The sequence below is a fragment of the Clostridium sp. C105KSO13 genome (assembly GCF_001517425.1).
Taxonomy (GTDB): domain Bacteria; phylum Bacillota; class Clostridia; order Lachnospirales; family Lachnospiraceae; genus Muricomes.
This window is the reverse complement of sequence record NZ_FBWL01000134.1, coordinates 1-17,369: the sequence shown is the minus strand read 5'-3', so window position 1 is coordinate 17,369 and position 17,369 is coordinate 1. Positions and strand designations below refer to the sequence as shown.

The window sequence follows — 17,369 nt, the reverse complement described above, 5'->3', positions numbered from 1 at the left end:
ATAGGCGCGAAGCGCCGCATTTTTCGAGTAAACTGTCAAGTGTTTTTTGACAAAAAAGTGGGGGATTTTAATAAAAAAGGGATCTGAAAGCCTTGGATTTACTGGCTTAGAGATTCCGAGAGATTATAATATGAAATGGAGGAAATTTAAAATGAAACAGTTAAACGCAGACGTAATCGTAGTAGCAGCCGGATTATCTGGACTTGCAGCAAGTATTGCAGCAGCAGAGAACGGAGCAAGTGTTATTACATTTGAAAAAGGAAACACAACAGGTGGAGCAGCTAACATGGGAATGGGACCACTTGGAGTTGGATCAAGAATTCAGAGAGAGCACATGATTGCACTCACACCAGGAGAGGCATACAGAAAGCATATGTATTACACACATTACCGTGTAGATGCAAGAATGGTAAGAGATTATTATTTCAAATCAGGAGATACCATTGACTGGTTGTGCGACATGGGTGTTGAATTCTGTGGCGTACAGAGAGCATTCGGTGCACCAGAGAATACAAGAGCATATTCAGACGGTGAGTTCACATGGCATGTTGTTCAGCCAGAGGGCGGCGGAAGGCCAGGACCACGTTCTGCAACAGCTATGATCAAAAAGATGACAGAGCGTGCAATGGATCTCGGTGTAGAAATCTTACTTGAGACTCCGGTTACAAAAGTTATCATGGAAGATGGCGCAGCAGTTGGAGTTCTTGCAAAAGACAAAGACGGCGAAGAAATCGAAGCAAGAGCAAATGCAGTTATCATTGCAACAGGTGGATTTGGTGACAACCCACAGATGATCAAAGAACAGACCGGATATGAATTTGGCAAGACAATCTTTAACTTCGCTGTGCCAGGTATGAAGGGCAACGGAATTAAGATGGCTTGGGAATGTGGTGCGGGAAAAGTTCAGCCAACCATGGAATTAATGTATCAGCTGCCAGATAACATGAATCACTTTATCTTGGACGGAGCATTTAGACAGCCATGTCTCTGGGTAAACAAACTCGGACAGAGATTCATGCCGGAAGATCAGATTGCAAACACAACATTTACAGGAAATGCAATCACAGCACAGCCAGGATGCGTTGCGTACTCTATTTTCGACAGCAAATTATTAAAAAAATATAAGAAAAAAGGTCCAGACATTGTTTCCCATGTACATCCTCATGATCTGTACGAACATTTCGATGAGCAGTGGAACAGAGACGTTGCAGATGGATATGAGCCGGTAACACAGGCAGATACACTCGAAGAATTAGCTGAAAAAGCTGGAATCGATGTAGATGGATTCATGGAGCAGATTGAAGAATATAATTCAATGTGCGAAGCTGGATTTGATGAAGTCTTCGAGAAAGACAGAAGCTATATGCAGCCAATTGAAAAAGGACCATTTTACTGCTGCCGTCAGAATGTAGGCGCTTATGGTTCACTTGGTGGAGTTAAGATTAACCACAAGACAGAAACTATGACTCAGGATGACAAGGTAATTCCAGGACTTTACTGTGTTGGAACAGATGCTTGTAACATCTTTGGAGACAGCTATCCATTCATCCTTTCAGGAAATACAATGGGATTCTGTCTGAACAGTGGACGCATTGCCGGAGAAAATGCTGCAGCAAGTACAGCAGATGAATTCGATTTTGACTAAAAATTATAATTCGGAGGAATAAATGAAGATAACAATTGATGGAAGAAAAATTGAGGTAAGAGAGGGCGCTTCTGTTCTGGAAGCGGCTCTCGAAGCCGACATCTTTATTCCACATCTGTGCAGCCATCCTGATCTTGAAGCCAAGGGTGGCTGTCGGTTGTGCTCAGTAGAGATTGCCGGTTTAGAGGAAGCAGCACCTGCCTGTGAGACAAAGGCAGAAGATGGAATGGTAATTACAATTGCAGGACCAAAAGCAGAACGAGTTCGTAAAACTGCGATGGAATTAATTCTTGCAAGTCATCCGGCAGATTGTACCGGATGCCCGAAATATGGAAAATGTGAATTACAGTCTATGTATCAGTACATGGGCGTTGGACCTGAACGCTGGAGAAAGAAATCCAGAAGTGTATCCAATGACGATAGCAATCCATTGATTTCACATCTCTTTACCAGATGTGTGCGATGCGGAAGATGTATTCGTGCCTGTCAGGATTTAAGAGGCGTGAAGGTTTTAGATTATGTGAAGACGGAGCAGGGAATCTGCGCTGGAATTCCGGACGGGAAATCCTTGAAAGATGCAGGATGCCGTTTCTGCGGAGCTTGTATCGAAGTCTGTCCGACCGGTTCGATTATGGATCAGGTTAAGATTATGAAGGAAGACCGTTCTTACGCAGAGAACATTGTTCCTTGTAAGGCAACTTGCCCTGCACATATTGATATTCCAAAGTACATTCGTTATATCAAAGAAGGCGAGTTTGGGAAAGCAACAGCAGTCATTCGTGAGACGGTTCCATTTCCTGAAGTACTGGGCATGGTATGTCCTCATACATGTGAGTCAGAGTGTAAGAGAAATGAACTCGGCGAGCCAATTTCAATTTGCAAATTGAAACGAACAGCCGGAGTCAATGATGATGAAGAATGGAAGAAATATGTTCGTAAGGCTGAACCAACTGGAAAGAAAGCTGCCGTTATCGGAGCTGGACCAGCCGGACTTACAGCAGCGTACTACCTTGCAAAGAAAGGCCATGCCGTAACTGTTTTTGAAGAAAACGAAAAAGCCGGTGGTCAGTGCAGATATGGAATTCCATCTTATCGTCTCCCAGATGAGACGCTGGATAAAGAAATCGGCGATATTCTGGAGGCAGGAGTGGAACTTAAGACAAATACAAAAGCAGATAAACCAAAAGAATTACTTGCACAAGGATTCGATACTGTTTTAGTTGCAACCGGAACACATCAGGGCACAAAACTTCCGCTGGAAGGAAATAATCTTCCAGAAGTGTACGTGAATGCAGACTTCTTAAAACAGGCAAGACTTGGCTCACCGCTTCCGGTTGGTGAAAAAGTAGTTGTCCTTGGTGGTGGAAATGTAGCCTATGACTGCGCAAGAACAGCAGTCAGACTTGGCGCAAAAGAAGTACATATCGCATGTCTGGAAAACAGACAGCTGATGACAGCGACTGATGATGAAATCGAAGAAGGTTCAGAAGAAGGAATCATCTTACATTCTGCACATTCATTTTTACGTATTACGGGAAGTGGAAAAGTAGAAGGCGTAGAGGTTCAGAAGGTTGATAAATTCTATTTTGATGAGAATCGTAAAGCGGTTATTGAATTAGTCGAAGAAACAAAAGAAATCATTCCGGCAGATGCGGTTATTTTCGCGGTTGGTCAGAGACCACGCGGAACAGAGAAAATGGAACTTGAATTGACGCATGGTCCTTACATTGCAGCGAATGAAAAGATGGAGACGAGTGTACCGGGCGTATACGCAGCAGGTGATGTTGTGACTGGAACACAGTCCGTTATCAAGGCAATTGCAGCAGGAAGAACATGTGCGATTCAGATGGATCTGTATCTGGGCGGAGATGGAGACATTTCCGAACAACTTGTAGAACCAGAAGTGGCTAATCCATATATTGGGCAGTGCAAAGGATTCGGAGATTTGAAACGTGAAAATTCGGAGATGTTAGAGCCTGAGACGCGTGCACAAGGATTTGATTTAGTAGAACAGCCATTTACATGTGACAGCGCAAAATGCGAGGCATCTAGATGTCTGCAGTGTGATTTGCGTCTGAACATTTCCAAACCAAAGCTTTGGAATGAATATTAGAAGGAGGGATAAACGATGAGTATTGTAGAAAAAGTACAGAATTTAAAAGAAACAGAATGTATCGTGGACGTCCTTCTAAAAGAGGTTTCCTCGCATGAATGTAAAGAGTGTGGGAAATGCGTGTTTGGATATGAAGGCGTGACACAGCTTGAGATGATTTTAAAAGATATTACAGAGAAAAAAGGAAAACCAAGTGATATTGAATTGATGACGGATTTATGCGAACTGATGAAGACACAGTCAATGTGCGAGAAAGATGAAGATCTGGCATATGCCGTGCTTTTAGCACTGAGATTGTACAAGTCCGATTTTGAGGACCATATTGGAAAACGTGGATGTAGAGCAGGAGTCTGCAGTAAGTTCATGACATATCATGTCATTGCTTCAAAATGCGTTGGCTGTATGGAATGTATCGATACGTGTGATGAAGATGCAATCCTCGGTAAGAAGAAATTTGTTCACGTCATTGTGCAGGATGAATGTACCCAGTGTGGTGCATGTATCGATGCGTGCGATGAGGACGCAATTATTCGGGCAGGAGCAACAAAGCCAAAATGCCCAACAAAACCAATCCCATGTAAGAGATAAGACAAAGGGTCAGACCCGTTGCCTTACATATAAGGATTATCCTTTGCGAGCATTCGGAGTTCTCTTGGCGTACAGTCATATATTTCTTTAAACATTTTGTAAAACAATTTCTGATTAAAGAACCAGTGTCGTTCCATGATGTCTATCGTTGGATCTTCGGTGTGAACGAGATCGTGATAGATGTGATGGATTCGCACCTGATTGACATACGTAATAAAAGAGATACCAATGTTCTGTTTGAAGAAACGACAAAAATATTCCTTGTTTAACATGAGCTTATCCGCTGCATCCTGCAGTGTGATAGGCTCTTTATAATGCTTGTCAATATAAACGGTAGCGCTGCCGTTTAGAGTATATAATATTAAAGCCACTGTCTAATTTGGTGTCTGCGTTTTCATATGTGATTTTATTCATAAAGAGTCTCCTTTTTAGTGGTCTGTTGGTCTTGTTTTACTTAGATCATCTTCAAATATTCCATGATGTTAAATGAAAAATTAAAATTCATATAATCTCCGCCACATTTGAATTGGCATCCGGTAATCTCTTTGATTTTTCCCATGCGATATAACAAAGTGTTCTTATGGATGTGCAGATTTGCGGCTACCTTTGCTGGCTGTCCAGGAAATTCCAGGTAGTCTTTCAAGGTGCGCACCAAGTCTGAATTCTTTTCCTGATCATAGTAGTAAAGCTGCATCAAGCCCGGGTGAATTAAGAAACGAATCTCAGTATCACTTTTCTCGTAGAGCTCGAGCATCTCATACATGTAGTAGTCGCTGTAATAGCAGAGAGGCGAAGCATCATTGAGTTTCGTACCGAGCGACACAGCCTTCAAAGCCTGTTTATAAAAACGAGGTGCATCTTTTAATGATTCGAAGAAGTTGCTGAATCCCGCTTTTAAATCATTGGCACTTAAAAAATCAGTCAGCCGGGTCAGCTCGTACTCACTTAATCCACTATAACGTTTTTTGCTGATTAGGAAGACGATAGAGTCTTCATAGACAGCGTAAATACTTCCGGTCAAAATGGTCCTCAGATGATTGGTAATAACATCGAGCCTGGTATTTGACAAATGGTAGCTGGTAGATGGGATTGCAAGAATATACAAATATTCCTTTAAATCGTATCCAAGACTAGTGAGTCTTTCTGAAACCTGAACGATATTTTCTTCTGGATTTTTAAGCAAATCGGAAAGAAAATAAGAATACATTACCCCTTTGTTGCTTGCATAAGCAGGATCTTTTTGCATTTCTATGGAAACGAGTTCGCAGAATCTGTGAAAAAAGTCGGAGTCAAATTCTCGGAAAGGATGCTCGTATTCCATCATCATGACATGACCAACTTCAATTCCCTGAATATGAATTGCGTCAACTAACATCCCTTTATTGACCAGCTCATTGACATAATAGTATGCCCCTTTATTCATTCGTACTTTTTCATCTAAGTTATTTGCACGGATCGACTGAATTCCAGCTTCGCTGATATAACCAGAGGCACTTTCCACACTGAAAAACTTGTTGTCCGGCACAATCCCTGAAGAGATAGCGAGATATTTGTTTTGCAGGTCAACGACATAGATTGGATTTTCAAACAAATGAGAAGCGGTATCCACCAAGTATTGGAGTCCATTTCCAGAAAAAAGCGCATTTAGCAAAATGTGCATGCCGGAAGTTACCTGATGGAGCTCTGTCAGATTTTCGAGAGAAGTGTTAAATAATGCGTCTGGTGACACATCCTCACCAAAGTAGGTGATATTAAACGCACTCTCCTGATAGATTGAAAAATCAATTGGTTTGCCATAGCAAAATAAGGTGAATATGCTTTCAGCCTTTGGGGACGGCATTAACTCGGTTGATGTAAGATAAAGTGTGGAAGGCTCAAAGCGTTTTTGCTTCTTTACTAAGATTCGGATATTGATCAGATCATTGTTACTGTTGAGCTGGCCGAATATCTGAGGGTGCCATCCGTTTTTACGTAATCTATTTAATAAAATGTGGTATTCCATAAACTTCTCCTTTGGATTTTTGCCAAAATAGTTTCATAAAATGTTAGTATTGGAAAATTTTTGTTTTATTGTGCGTTCGCACAAAAAGTAGCCTATAAATAAATACAATATTAGCTTGAAATACGATGAATTCAGTACTTTTATTATATATAATAATCATACAAACGTAAAGAGATAAACTTCAGTTTATCCAAAGAAAGGAAGGAAAATATGAACAAGACTACTTTAGGAAAGTACAACAGAAGCGTGTCTATCATCGGTGTAGGATGTACTCCATTTATGTACACAGTGGACAATCCGGAGACAGATGGACTGACAGAAGGCGAGATGTTTGGTTATGCAGCACTCAAAGCTATGGAGGATGCTGGCGTTAACCCACAGGATGTGGATTTCTATTTCCACGGACAGGCTAGCCCCCTTAACGGATCAAACTACCTAACACCAAACGTACAGATTGCAAACTGGTTCGGTATGAAGGGAAAAGGATCTATTCATCATTCAGAGGCTTGCTGTACAGGTTACCTTGCAATTGAGCAGGCAGTAAATGCAGTTGCTTCAGGAAAATACAACTGTGTATTAACAGGTTGTGTTGAATTTGGTGACAGTACACCAGCTCCAGCAGATAACATTGAGACTCCAAAGCATCCTTACAAGAGAGATAAGATGACAATGGACAAGTTCCTCGCAACAACATCTTGGTTATATGACCGTACATATTCAAGAAGTCTGATGGCTCCAATCGAACTTATTTACGATGATGCGGCAGAAGATTATGTTCGTACTCGCGGCATTTCTACTGAGAATATGGATGATGCACTGAACTGGATGGCAATCAACAATCGCTGTAACGCTGCAAAGAATCCTCTTGCAATCGAGAGAACAGAGTTTGCAGACATCGCAAAAGAAAAAGGTTTTGACAATGTAATGGATTACATGAGATCACCTTACAACCCTAAGATGGGCGATTTCCTTCGTATGGAAGGTGTTGAGCGTAAATGTGACGGAGCTGCTGCTTGTATCGTATGTGCAACAGACATGATTCCAGAGATCGCAAAAGACTTAGCTCACAAACCAATCGAAGTATTAGGTATCGGAAGCGCTGCTTGTGAAGCTTCTACACCTCACTTTGAGATTCGTGCAACAGAAGAAGCTGTTCGCCAGGCATATGAAGTAACAGGCGTAAAACCTGAAGAGTTAGACATCTTCTTTGCAAATGACTTTATTATCACATCACACCTCATTTCCGCTGAGATCGCAGGATACCTTCCATATGGTGAAGGTTGGAAATATATCTGTGATGGACGTACTGCTTACGATGGAGACAAACCAATCAATACAAACGGTGGAAGAACTTCATTTGGACATGCTCATGCAGCATCAGGTCTTGCAGATGTATACGAAGCTTGTATGCAGATGAGAGGCGAGTGCGGTGAGAGACAGGTTAAAAAATTACCTAAGACAGCAATGCTCAGAGGATACGGCGGTGCACAGAACGTTGCAGCTGTACTCTTAAGAACAAAGGAATAATTGGGAGGAGAAAATCATGAGTATAAAATTGGAAAAAGTAGTACAGAAGTTTTACGACGGCTTAGAAGAAGGTAAATTCCTCGGTCGCAAATGCCCAAAATGTGGAGCAGTAGAATTCCCACCAGTATATGCATGTAACACATGTGGATCACTCGAGACAGAGTGGGTTGAAGTGAGTGGAAAAGGCGTGATGAAATCAATCGTACTTCCAGCTGCACTTTCATCAAAACCAGAGTACAAACAGATGGGTAAATTCGCTTATGGCGAGATCGAACTTGAAGAAGGCGCTTGCTTCAACGGTGTAGTAAAAGGCATCAACAAGAAGAAAAGAAAAGAAATCATGGAAGCTGGCAAACTCCCAGTTCCAGTACACGCTGAAATCTTCCAGAGAGATGGATATAAGACAGTTATATTTGCATTAGACGAAGAATAAGAGACAGCAAAAGAAAAACAAATAACCTAATACAAAGATATACAAAACAAAATGATAATATAAAATCAAAAGGAGAATTCAAAAATGGATAGAAAAGAATTAGAATCACAGGTAATCGCATTAGTAGCAACTTCATACGGAGTAGATGAGAGCACATTAACAGTTGAGACAAGTTTCGCAGACGAAATCGGTGGAACATCTGTACAGATGGTAGGTCTTGTATCTGAAATCGAGAACGAATTAGATATTATGGTTCAGCTTAAGGATGCAGCTGGATGCGCTACAATCGGCGACTTAGTTAATAAAGTAGAAGAAGAGATGTAAGAATAAAACTGCACAATATCTAAAAAAGTGTGCTGGGTTATTTTTATAATTATTGCTATATTTATCAATGGTAACAAATAAACATAAGAAAGGGACAAGATATGAGTGTTTTAGATGAAATTTATGCAAAAGCAAAATTAAACCCTCAGAAAGTTGCGTTCCCAGAAGCTGAAAACGAAAAGATGATGCAGGCTGCCTATGAAGCAGGAAAAGAAGGTTATATCATTCCTATTCTGGTAGGTGACACAGTAAAAATCAAAAGCTTATGCGCAGAAAGAGGATTCGAAGAATCAGTATTCGAGTTTGTTGATATTGCGGACGAAGAGTACAAGAACAAAATCATCGATGCATATGTAGAACTTCCAGGCACAGTGCTGAAACAGAAACCACTTGCCCGCAGAACACAGGATCCACTGTATTTTGCAATGGTTATGGAAGCAATCGGTGATGCAGATGTTACATTTGCAGGAATCGATAACACAACAGGTGATGTTCTTCTTGCAGGACAGATGATTATCGGACTCAAAGAAGGAATCAGCACAATTTCCAGCATTGGACTTTGTGACATTCCAGGATTTGAAGGAAGTGAAGGAACACTTCTTGCAGTTGGTGACAGTGCAGTATGTACGAACCCAACTTCAGAACAGCTTGCAAGTATCGCAATCTCAGCATGTAATACAGTAAGCTCACTCCTTGACTGGGAGCCAAGATGTGCAATGGTAAGTTATTCAACACTTGGAAGTGGACAGGGAGAATTAATTGACAAAGTAGTGGAAGGCGTGAAGATTGCAAATGAACTTCGCCCAGACCTTGCTATCGACGGAGAATTCCAGTTTGATTCAGCTATTTCACCAGCTGTAGCAGCGAAGAAAGTAAACCGCGAAAGCAAAGTTGCAGGAAAAGCCAATGTTGTTATCTGGCCAGACCTTAACGTAGGAAATGTTGGAGTAAAACTGATTCAGCAGTTTGGTAAGGCTGATGCCTATGGACCAATGCTTCAGGGATTCAACAAAGTCGTTTGTGACTGCTCTAGAGGGGCCCCGGTTTCTGAAATCAAGGGTAACATCGTAATCAGCGCAGTAAGAGCAGCAGGAAGCAAGAACAATAAAGGAGAAACAGATGAAAACATATAAAGTATTTACTGTGAATCCTGGTTCTACATCAACAAAGATTGCATTATTCGAGGGAGACAAATGTCTCTACTCGGAAAATGTATCTCATGATGCAAAAGAACTGGAAAAATATAAAACAATGCCAGAACAGCTTCCATACCGTCGTGATACAATCATGAACCTCTTAAATGAAGCTGGAATCACACTGGATGATGTAGATGTGTATGTTGGACGTGGCGGCGGACTGCTTGCTATGGAAGGTGGTACATATGAAGTTACAGATCTGATGCTTGATCATGCAAGAACTTGTGCAAATGGTGTTATTCATCCAGCATCTCTTGGACCACAGCTTGCAAATGAATTTGCAGAGCAGTATGGCAAACCAGCAATGGTTGTTAACCCACCGGACGTTAATGAGTTACAGGATCTTGCACGTATGACAGGTATTAAAGGTGTAAACCGTAATGTACATTTACACTCATTGAATTTAAAAGAAACAGCGATTCGTCATAGCAAAAATGTGATGAATAAGAAATATGAAGAATGCAACTATGTTGTATGCCATATCGGTGGTGGTATTTCTGTATCAGCTCATCGCAAAGGTAAGATGGTTGACGGATATGATATCGTAGGCGGAGAAGGCCCTATGGCACCAACCAGATCAGGTAGTGTTGCCGTAGCTGACTTACTTGGCTATATGAAAGACAATAATCTTGAAATCGCTGATGTGAAAAAGCTTTGTACAAGAACAGGCGGATTCGTAAGCCACGTTGGAATTTCTGACGCATTAGAGCTTACAAACCGTGCAAAAAATGGAGATAAATATGCAGAGATGCTCTGGAACACAATGATTTATCAGATTGAAAAATGCATTGGTTCTATGGCAGCAGTTCTTCATGGAGAAGTAGATGGTATCCTGCTTGGCGGTGGTATGGTCTACAACGAAGATCTTGTAAAACAGATCACAGACACATGCTCGTTCATCGCGCCAGTAACAGCTTACCCAGGTGAGTTTGAGATGGAAGCTATGGCAGCAGGCGCAATCCGTGTACTGGATGGCGAAGAGGAAGCAAAACAGTATACTGGCAAAAAGAACTGGGATGGTTTTGAGTGGGAGTAGTTGACGTGGAAGATAAAAAGATAAAAAGAATCAATATGCTGACCCTTGCATTTGGAATCGCATTTATGCCTCCAATCTGGGCAGTTGTCAGTCCATACATTGGAGTATCCACCGGCGCAGTAGCACTTATCTGCGCCGGCCTCTATGTGGCGAATGGAAATAAAAGATCAGATGCACTGAAGATTACAATTGGATTCTTACTTGGAGACCTGTGGGCATTTCTTGCAGTAAACGTCATGGAAGCCCTGCAGTTTAATCCGAACGTAGAACTTTATTGTACATTATTCGTACTTGGTGGTCTGGCTGTTATTATCGGAGAGACGATCAACAAATTTATTTTCGTTCCATCATGGCTCTGTGGTTGGGCAATTGGTCTTACGATTATGGGACCAATGAAAGTGGTAGAGATTGGAACACTTCCGATTCAAATCGGAGTAGCCATGATTGCCGGAGTCGTATATGTAGGAATCGGAGTAGATATGCTCCAGAGATTCCTTGTAAAATTATTTGTAAAAAGATAAGACAAAGGGACGTGTACTTTGTCTTATCTAAGACAGAAGGAAAAGGCAAAGGGAGAAGACAAAGTACACGTCCCTTTGTCTTTTTCATAAACAGGGGCAAAAGGATAGGAGATACATATGTCTGAAGAGACGAGAAAAGAATTAACGAAAAAAAGATGGGCGGTGTTTGTTGCCAGCTGTCTTATCAACCTGTGTATCGGCTCGCTTTACGCATGGAGCGTATTTGCAACACCGATGGCAGAATATTTAAGTGGAATTTTGGGCGGTACTGCATTAAATGCGGGAAACCTTGCAATTGTATTTACAGTTGCAAATTCAATCGGTCCGGTCACATTGATATCCGGTGGATTTATCAATGATAAGTTTGGACCTAAATGGGTTATTTTTGCAGGTGGTCTGCTTTTCGGAGCAGGGATGATTGTTGCCGGTTTTGCTGGCAGTGTAGGAATGCTGATTGTTGGATACGGCATGGGATGCGGTCTTGCCATGGGTCTTGTCTACGGCTGTACAATTAGCAATTCTGTAAAGTTCTTCCCGGATAAGAGAGGACTTATTGGCGGAATTGCAACAGCTTCTTACGGAATCAGTTCCGTTTTAATTTCTCCAATTGCAAATATGCTGATTGAGAAAGCCGGAGTATTGAATGCATTCCGTATTCTTGGAGTTACATTTATCGTAATCATCTGTGGCGGCGCATTTTTTATTCGTCAGTGCCCAGAGGGATTCGTTCCAACAGGATATCAGCCACCAGTACAACAGTCTGGAAGCACGGAAGGTGTTCAGAAAAACTGGAGCCAGATGTTAAAAGATCCAATCTTTTATGTCATGATTATTATGATGACTTGTGGAGCAGTGTTTGGTCTGATGACCATTTCCCAGGCATCATCGGTTGCTCAGAATATGATCGGAATGACGGTAGCATCTGCTACAGCAGCAGTATCGATTTTAGCATTGTTTAACGCTGCAGGCCGTGTCATTGCCGGATACTTATCTGATTTGATCGGACGTATCAATATGCTGACAATTATGTTAGGACTTGTTATTGCGGGATTATTGTTATTATACTTCTCAGGAGAAGGCGATGTAGCAAAATTCTATATCGGAGTGTCAATTGTTGGTCTTTGCTTTGGTGCATTCATGGGAGTGTACCCTGGGTTCACAGCAGATCAGTTTGGCGCAAAGAACAATAGCGTAAACTATGGAATTATGTTCATCGGTTTTGCACTTGCAGGTTATGTCGGCCCGACTATCATGGGAAAATTGTACGCATCAACAGGCGCATACCAGAGCGCATTTCTTGTAGCAATCGGATTGGCTGTTGCAGGACTTGTATTGTCGATGGTATATCGCAAATTAAGAAAATAAGACAAAGGGACGTGTATTTTGTCTTATGAAAAGCAGAAAAAATCAAGAAGTATAGTCTTTGATTGAAATGAAAGAATTGTATGAAGCTAGAAAATCATGAATTATAGATTTTCTAGCTTTTTTACTTGTCATATAGAAAGAATAGTCTTATACTCTTTACTATATTATCTAATATTCTATTTTTTCTATTAAATCTAAATTCATTTCAAAGGAGAATTCTATGCCAAGAACAGCCAGAAAACAAAGTGCAAGTGGGAAATATCATGTTATGTTAAGAGAAATCAATAAACAACAGATTTTTGAAGATGATTCGGATTATAAAAAGTTCTGTTATATTATGGGGGATTGTAAGGAGGAGTATGATTTCAGGTTACATGCATATTGTATTATGGGAAATCATGTACATATACTTATAGAAGTTGGTGATGTCTCTTTGTCAGAAATACTAAGAAAAATCGAGGTGCGATTTGCACAATGGTATAATAAAAAGTATCAGCGGACGGGACATCTATTTCAGGATCGATTTCGAAGTGAAGTGATTGAAGATGATGCTCATTTTCTTAGAGTGATGCGATATATTCATAACAATCCAATAAAAGCGGGACTATGCGATTCCTTAGAAGAATACCCATGGAGTAGTTATCGGGCGTATAAGGAGAAGGATGACAGCTTGACAGATATTCAGAAAGGCATTGCTGTCATGGGAAATTATGAGGACTTGTTGGATTTTTTAAATGAGGTTACAGAAGATGAATTTATGGATATATCCAATCATTGCCGTTTGACTGACAATGAAGCAAAACAGATTATTTATGAATCTTCAAATTGTTCCGACATTACAAGTTTTCAATCTTTAGATAAAATGGAAAGACTATCTTACATAAAGAAGTTGAAAAAGGCAGGTTTATCTATTCGTCAAATATCCAGACTGTGTGGAATATCTAAAGGCATTGTGGAGAGGAATATCAAATAAATAAGACAAAGTACACGTTACATACTTCCGTGCGAAAAAAGTAAATGGAGAATCAATCAATACAATCTCACCACTTTGTGAAGCAGCAATTGAAAAAGATGCAAATGCGTGGCTCAAACAGTATCCTTGGTATGTGGGATCATACCCGGTAGGAGGACCAGTTAAAGAAGTACATAAAATCTGGAAACTGACTGCACCATCGCTCTTCACACTTGCACCGGACATCTATGTCCCATATGTACCAAGTATATTGGATGAATACAGTTATGAAGGAAATCCACTTGTAATTCCAGAGGTAAGAAAGGATTCAGTTACAGCATCGTATTGCTTGTACGCATTTGGAAAACATAATGCGATTTGCTATTCACCGTTTGGGATTGAGGAGTTGGCATTATCCCCTGATGAAGTCGATCGACCACCGATGGAAGTGATGATTGCGTTAAATATTGATCCAAGTGCTTTTGAGATTGCCGGAAGCAAAGACTATCTTGCAAAAACATATGACTTGATAAAGCAGATGCAGCCATTATATCTTAAGTATAGGGGAACAGAACATTTACAAAGTTATGTGAGAAAATCTGAGACAGATTACGGAACATATTTCCAATTCAAAGAATATGACCTTGCTATTGGTTATTCACCAAAGATGCCGGAAAAACCTTTGGGAGCAGGTATCATTTACGAATTAGACGATAACAAATTCCTGATTATCGGAACGATGTGTAATCTGACATTCAGACCAAAAACAGGTGAGAATAAGAAAGTAGATTTCCTCAGAATGGAAGAAGGCTAACTTGTAAATGGTGAGTGGAAGGCTGGACGCATTATGAACGGAGATGAGAAGATGAGCCTTGGCTTTGGCGATATGCCATCATGCCGTCTCGTGGAACTTTACAAATATTAAAAAAAGGGGTAGAGGAAATGTTTACAAGAAATAATACATTTAGTGAAATTATGAAGTATCCAAAGATGGAAGAGTATCTTCCTGTTTATTATCTTGACTTTTTAATAAATTATATTCCTGAGGATTTAGCAGATGCGCCGCTTGAAGAGGTTGAGCAAAGAGTGGTCATGCCGTGGGGCTTTCCATATAATGTGGATGAACTGTTAATGGCGGCTAATCAAGTTGTGGATATTCTGGAAAAGAAAGCATACCAGCTAATTCCATTATGGTATCAGTCAAATGATTACAATTTGGACAGCAGCAAGATTGGAAAAAAAGAATCGGTATGTCTGATTACGAAAAAAGAAGACAATAAGGGCAGAAAAACAAAACCTGCGGTAATTATTTGTCCAGGCGGTGGATATGAGACAAAATCGATGGTGGGCGAGGGGAGTTTGATGGCCGAGCGAATGGAGCAGGCAGGATACCGTGCATTTACATTATATTATAGAGTGAACCCGAATCGTTATCCGGAGCCGCAGAAAGATTTGGCACTTGCTATCATGCATGTCAGAGCGAATGCGGATATGTATGGAGTTGATGCTGGTAATCTAATGATAATGGGCTCATCAGCTGGTGCGCATCTTTGCGCATTGGTTGCAGCACAACCTGAGAAAATAAAAGGATTTGTATTAGATGATTTGGAAAAAGAACGATCGGAAATGAAAGAAATATTTGAAAACATTTCAGCAAAGCCGAATAAAGTGTGTCTGAATTATCCAGTCATCAGTTTTGAGAAAGAACAGCATAAAGATAGTTTTGTGGCCTTAACAGGAAAAGATGAGTCTCTTCGAACAGAATTATCTGTTGAAAATTTGGTGGATGAGACATATCCGAAGTGTTTTGTATGGGCGTGTGAGGATGATTCGTTAGTGCCTGTTGCCAATTCGAAAATGATGGGAGAAGCGTTAGACAAACATCACGTGGAGCATCAACTTTGCATCTACCCGACAGGAGGACATGGTTGTGGACTCGCAAAGGGGACATCTGCAGAAAGCTGGAGTGAGGAAATGTTGCAATTCATGAAATAAAATGAAACTAAATGAAAGAAAATGAAACAAAAGGGGCGTGTACGCGGTCTGTTTTGCAAAGCGAAACAAGACAAAGTACACGTCCTTTTGTCTTAAAAATGGGATGCTTTTTCGTTATATTTCTGCTAGAATAGAAGAATGACAAAAAGAGATAAAATGACGAGGGGTGTCATATGGAAAATAATCGGTACAAAGAAAAACTGAGATTAGCGGTATACAACGATACAAAAGAGTCGAGCGAACATTTCCACCAGGACATAGAACTTCTTTATGTAATGGAAGGAACTTTAGATGTATTCATGGGAGATCAGACCATACATATGGAGCCGGAAGGAACTGTCACGAAATGATATTGTCAATATTACTTTACACTTTTTACTCGTACATTCCGGTAGCTATGCTACATTCGCTAATGAAGCATAATAGTGTTTCCGTTTAACCATAGGAGGAAGCCCATTGTTTGCAGAGCATATCCTCCTGTTGTTCCAATAGCTTATAAAGTATCTCCAGATTATTACCTTTAGCTCTTCAACCGTGAAAGTGGTTGATTTAATCTTCCTGCTATAGAAGAGTTCCTCTTTTAATCTGGCCCACATACTTTCACATCTGGCATTATCGAGTGTTTTTTCAACTAATGAAGCTTTCATGTTTGTATCCATTGCAAGTCCTATAACAACGGAATCAAAGCAATCAAATATTGCTGATACATACAGCTTGCCATCACTGGCTTTAATCTCAGATATGTCTGTAACACATTTCGTTAGTGGCTCAACAGACTTAAAGCTAGGCTTGATCAGATCATCAGATTTGCTGGCTTCTTTATCAGCTTTTGTAATGCCATTAGGGTTATGCTTAGGTCTGTGGCTAGGATTAAGGGCTTCCATTATTCTATAAATTGTTCTTTCACTTGGAACTTTGAAATTGGCATCATTATCATGCTTGAGCTTTAACGCCTCATACATACGATATCTTCCATACGTGTCGTTATAGATATCCTCATCAAGTATTGCAAACATTTCGTCTGCTATACCTTGATATTTCCATGGGATATCCTTCCTGTGAAGGTAATCATAAAAAGCTTGCCTAGTTAAGTCCAGCATTCTACAATAAAATGATAGTTTCCCCTTAATCTTGCCGTCTTGGGTCTTTATTGCAATAAACTTTAATCGTTTGTTTTTGCTGACTTCCGACGGCTCGCTGCGAAAAAAGCGCTGGCTTCTTCAAGAAATTCATTTTCTTCCTTGAGCCTTTTGATTTCTTTGTTTTGTTCTTTTAACTGCTTCCTAAGGGAAATTAATTCTTCTGTTAATGACATTGCACTGTCTGGAGTTTGAAAACCCAACCCCAGATCTAGTTTTCCTTCCTTGTAAGCTTTGACCCAACCATTAAGAGTGCTTGTTGAAATACCAAGCTCCTTAGCAGCTTTTGTTAGGCCAATTTCTTTGGATAATTTAACTGATTGAATTTTGTAGTCTGTGTCATACTGACGTTGATTGCGTGCCATGCGAGCACCTCCTAACCTGTGGAAGAAGTTTTTGAAGGCACGTGTAAGTGGTATACTATAACCAGCAGATTTAGGCAAATAAAATCCAGCAACTATTATACAACATCAACGAATGATATACTGTCATTCGGAGGTGAAGAAAGGATGGTTAGTTGGATGCATTACTAT

The 17,369-nt window shown here is 40.4% G+C and carries 18 protein-coding genes; 14 read left to right on the top strand and 4 right to left on the bottom strand.

Annotated features, from left to right (window positions below):
* The first annotated feature begins 151 nt into the window (after nucleotides 1–151).
* From BN3456_RS01825 to BN3456_RS01815, 3 genes are read left to right on the top strand one after another with little or no spacing between them, the layout of a single operon-like run.
* Nucleotides 152–1,645 (top strand): FAD-dependent oxidoreductase, encoded by a 1,494-nt coding sequence (locus BN3456_RS01825; RefSeq protein WP_089982386.1) that lies wholly within the window; start codon nucleotides 152–154, stop codon nucleotides 1,643–1,645.
* 22 nt (nucleotides 1,646–1,667) lie between these two features.
* A complete protein-coding gene (locus tag BN3456_RS01820; protein WP_089982384.1) occupies nucleotides 1,668–3,758 on the top strand; it encodes an FAD-dependent oxidoreductase in 2,091 nt (696 codons plus the stop codon).
* Nucleotides 3,759–3,773: 15 nt separating this feature from the next.
* Nucleotides 3,774–4,346, top strand: a complete 573-nt coding sequence (locus BN3456_RS01815) for an NADH-ubiquinone oxidoreductase-F iron-sulfur binding region domain-containing protein (protein WP_089982382.1) — start codon at nucleotides 3,774–3,776, stop codon at nucleotides 4,344–4,346.
* Nucleotides 4,347–4,369: 23 nt separating this feature from the next.
* Here the strand turns inward: BN3456_RS01815 and BN3456_RS01810 are convergent, their stop codons facing one another.
* The gene (locus tag BN3456_RS01810) at nucleotides 4,370–4,717 is read right to left on the bottom strand and encodes a helix-turn-helix transcriptional regulator (RefSeq protein WP_089982381.1); all 348 of its coding nucleotides are present in this window, start codon (nucleotides 4,715–4,717) and stop codon (nucleotides 4,370–4,372) included.
* A gap of 83 nt (nucleotides 4,718–4,800) precedes the next feature.
* Nucleotides 4,801–6,348: a PucR family transcriptional regulator gene (locus tag BN3456_RS01805; RefSeq protein WP_089982379.1), complete on the bottom strand. Its 1,548-nt coding sequence runs from the start codon at nucleotides 6,346–6,348 to the stop codon at nucleotides 4,801–4,803.
* Nucleotides 6,349–6,558: 210 nt separating this feature from the next.
* On the opposite strand from BN3456_RS01805, the gene BN3456_RS01800 reads away from it, so the two are divergent.
* The 11 genes from BN3456_RS01800 to BN3456_RS15785 all read left to right on the top strand — a co-directional run bounded on the left by BN3456_RS01800 (nucleotide 6,559) and on the right by BN3456_RS15785 (nucleotide 16,047).
* Nucleotides 6,559–7,875, top strand: coding sequence for a thiolase family protein (locus tag BN3456_RS01800; protein ID WP_089982377.1), 1,317 nt, complete (start codon nucleotides 6,559–6,561; stop codon nucleotides 7,873–7,875).
* A gap of 16 nt (nucleotides 7,876–7,891) precedes the next feature.
* Nucleotides 7,892–8,308, top strand: coding sequence for a Zn-ribbon domain-containing OB-fold protein (locus BN3456_RS01795; protein ID WP_089982376.1), 417 nt, complete (start codon nucleotides 7,892–7,894; stop codon nucleotides 8,306–8,308).
* Between the two features lie 84 nt (nucleotides 8,309–8,392).
* Nucleotides 8,393–8,632: an acyl carrier protein gene (locus tag BN3456_RS01790; protein WP_089982374.1), complete on the top strand. Its 240-nt coding sequence runs from the start codon at nucleotides 8,393–8,395 to the stop codon at nucleotides 8,630–8,632.
* A 101-nt stretch (nucleotides 8,633–8,733) separates the two neighbouring features.
* Nucleotides 8,734–9,765 carry a phosphate acyltransferase gene (locus tag BN3456_RS01785; RefSeq protein ID WP_089982372.1) on the top strand — a complete coding sequence of 344 codons (1,032 nt, stop codon included), beginning with the start codon at nucleotides 8,734–8,736 and terminating at the stop codon, nucleotides 9,763–9,765.
* A complete protein-coding gene (gene buk / locus BN3456_RS01780; RefSeq protein WP_089982370.1) occupies nucleotides 9,752–10,864 on the top strand; it encodes a butyrate kinase in 1,113 nt (370 codons plus the stop codon). The genes BN3456_RS01785 and buk overlap by 14 nt, the downstream gene beginning before the upstream one ends.
* Nucleotides 10,855–11,385, top strand: a complete 531-nt coding sequence (locus BN3456_RS01775; protein ID WP_347457671.1) for a DUF1097 domain-containing protein — start codon at nucleotides 10,855–10,857, stop codon at nucleotides 11,383–11,385. The genes buk and BN3456_RS01775 overlap by 10 nt, the downstream gene beginning before the upstream one ends.
* 117 nt (nucleotides 11,386–11,502) lie before the next feature.
* A complete protein-coding gene (locus tag BN3456_RS01770) occupies nucleotides 11,503–12,750 on the top strand; it encodes an L-lactate MFS transporter (RefSeq protein ID WP_089982368.1) in 1,248 nt (415 codons plus the stop codon).
* A gap of 220 nt (nucleotides 12,751–12,970) precedes the next feature.
* On the top strand, nucleotides 12,971–13,723 hold the full coding sequence (locus tag BN3456_RS01765) for an REP-associated tyrosine transposase (protein WP_089982367.1): 753 nt from the start codon (nucleotides 12,971–12,973) through the stop codon (nucleotides 13,721–13,723).
* Nucleotides 13,724–13,856: 133 nt separating this feature from the next.
* The gene (locus BN3456_RS01760; protein WP_242862778.1) at nucleotides 13,857–14,516 is read left to right on the top strand and encodes a DUF5597 domain-containing protein; all 660 of its coding nucleotides are present in this window, start codon (nucleotides 13,857–13,859) and stop codon (nucleotides 14,514–14,516) included.
* A 176-nt stretch (nucleotides 14,517–14,692) separates the two neighbouring features.
* Nucleotides 14,693–15,697, top strand: coding sequence for an alpha/beta hydrolase (locus tag BN3456_RS01755; RefSeq protein WP_176699073.1), 1,005 nt, complete (start codon nucleotides 14,693–14,695; stop codon nucleotides 15,695–15,697).
* A 173-nt stretch (nucleotides 15,698–15,870) separates the two neighbouring features.
* Complete coding sequence (locus BN3456_RS15785; RefSeq protein ID WP_176699072.1) at nucleotides 15,871–16,047, top strand: hypothetical protein; 177 nt, start codon at nucleotides 15,871–15,873, stop codon at nucleotides 16,045–16,047.
* 45 nt (nucleotides 16,048–16,092) lie between these two features.
* On the opposite strand, the gene BN3456_RS01750 is transcribed toward BN3456_RS15785, so the two are convergent.
* Together BN3456_RS01750 and BN3456_RS01745 are read right to left on the bottom strand one after the other, a co-directional pair.
* The gene (locus tag BN3456_RS01750) at nucleotides 16,093–16,659 is read right to left on the bottom strand and encodes a hypothetical protein (RefSeq protein WP_347457668.1); all 567 of its coding nucleotides are present in this window, start codon (nucleotides 16,657–16,659) and stop codon (nucleotides 16,093–16,095) included.
* Between the two features lie 200 nt (nucleotides 16,660–16,859).
* Entirely contained in the window at nucleotides 16,860–17,201 is a 342-nt protein-coding gene (locus tag BN3456_RS01745) for a transposase (RefSeq protein WP_089982363.1), read from the bottom strand.
* Between the last annotated feature and the right edge of the window lie 168 nt (nucleotides 17,202–17,369).

What these genes read in the sequence shown, in the direction of transcription:
- BN3456_RS01825 (WP_089982386.1), top strand. Translation starts at nt 152, where the DNA reads ATGAAACAGTTAAACGCAGACGTAATCGTAGTAGCAGCCGGATTATCT.
- BN3456_RS01820 (WP_089982384.1), top strand. Translation starts at nt 1,668, where the DNA reads ATGAAGATAACAATTGATGGAAGAAAAATTGAGGTAAGAGAGGGCGCT.
- BN3456_RS01815 (WP_089982382.1), top strand. Translation starts at nt 3,774, where the DNA reads ATGAGTATTGTAGAAAAAGTACAGAATTTAAAAGAAACAGAATGTATC.
- BN3456_RS01805 (WP_089982379.1), bottom strand. Translation starts at nt 6,348, where the DNA reads ATGGAATACCACATTTTATTAAATAGATTACGTAAAAACGGATGGCAC.
- BN3456_RS01800 (WP_089982377.1), top strand. Translation starts at nt 6,559, where the DNA reads ATGAACAAGACTACTTTAGGAAAGTACAACAGAAGCGTGTCTATCATC.
- BN3456_RS01795 (WP_089982376.1), top strand. Translation starts at nt 7,892, where the DNA reads ATGAGTATAAAATTGGAAAAAGTAGTACAGAAGTTTTACGACGGCTTA.
- BN3456_RS01790 (WP_089982374.1), top strand. Translation starts at nt 8,393, where the DNA reads ATGGATAGAAAAGAATTAGAATCACAGGTAATCGCATTAGTAGCAACT.
- BN3456_RS01785 (WP_089982372.1), top strand. Translation starts at nt 8,734, where the DNA reads ATGAGTGTTTTAGATGAAATTTATGCAAAAGCAAAATTAAACCCTCAG.
- buk (WP_089982370.1), top strand. Translation starts at nt 9,752, where the DNA reads ATGAAAACATATAAAGTATTTACTGTGAATCCTGGTTCTACATCAACA.
- BN3456_RS01770 (WP_089982368.1), top strand. Translation starts at nt 11,503, where the DNA reads ATGTCTGAAGAGACGAGAAAAGAATTAACGAAAAAAAGATGGGCGGTG.
- BN3456_RS01765 (WP_089982367.1), top strand. Translation starts at nt 12,971, where the DNA reads ATGCCAAGAACAGCCAGAAAACAAAGTGCAAGTGGGAAATATCATGTT.
- BN3456_RS01755 (WP_176699073.1), top strand. Translation starts at nt 14,693, where the DNA reads ATGGAAGAGTATCTTCCTGTTTATTATCTTGACTTTTTAATAAATTAT.
- BN3456_RS15785 (WP_176699072.1), top strand. Translation starts at nt 15,871, where the DNA reads ATGGAAAATAATCGGTACAAAGAAAAACTGAGATTAGCGGTATACAAC.
- BN3456_RS01750 (WP_347457668.1), bottom strand. Translation starts at nt 16,659, where the DNA reads ATGTATGAGGCGTTAAAGCTCAAGCATGATAATGATGCCAATTTCAAA.
- BN3456_RS01745 (WP_089982363.1), bottom strand. Translation starts at nt 17,201, where the DNA reads ATGGCACGCAATCAACGTCAGTATGACACAGACTACAAAATTCAATCA.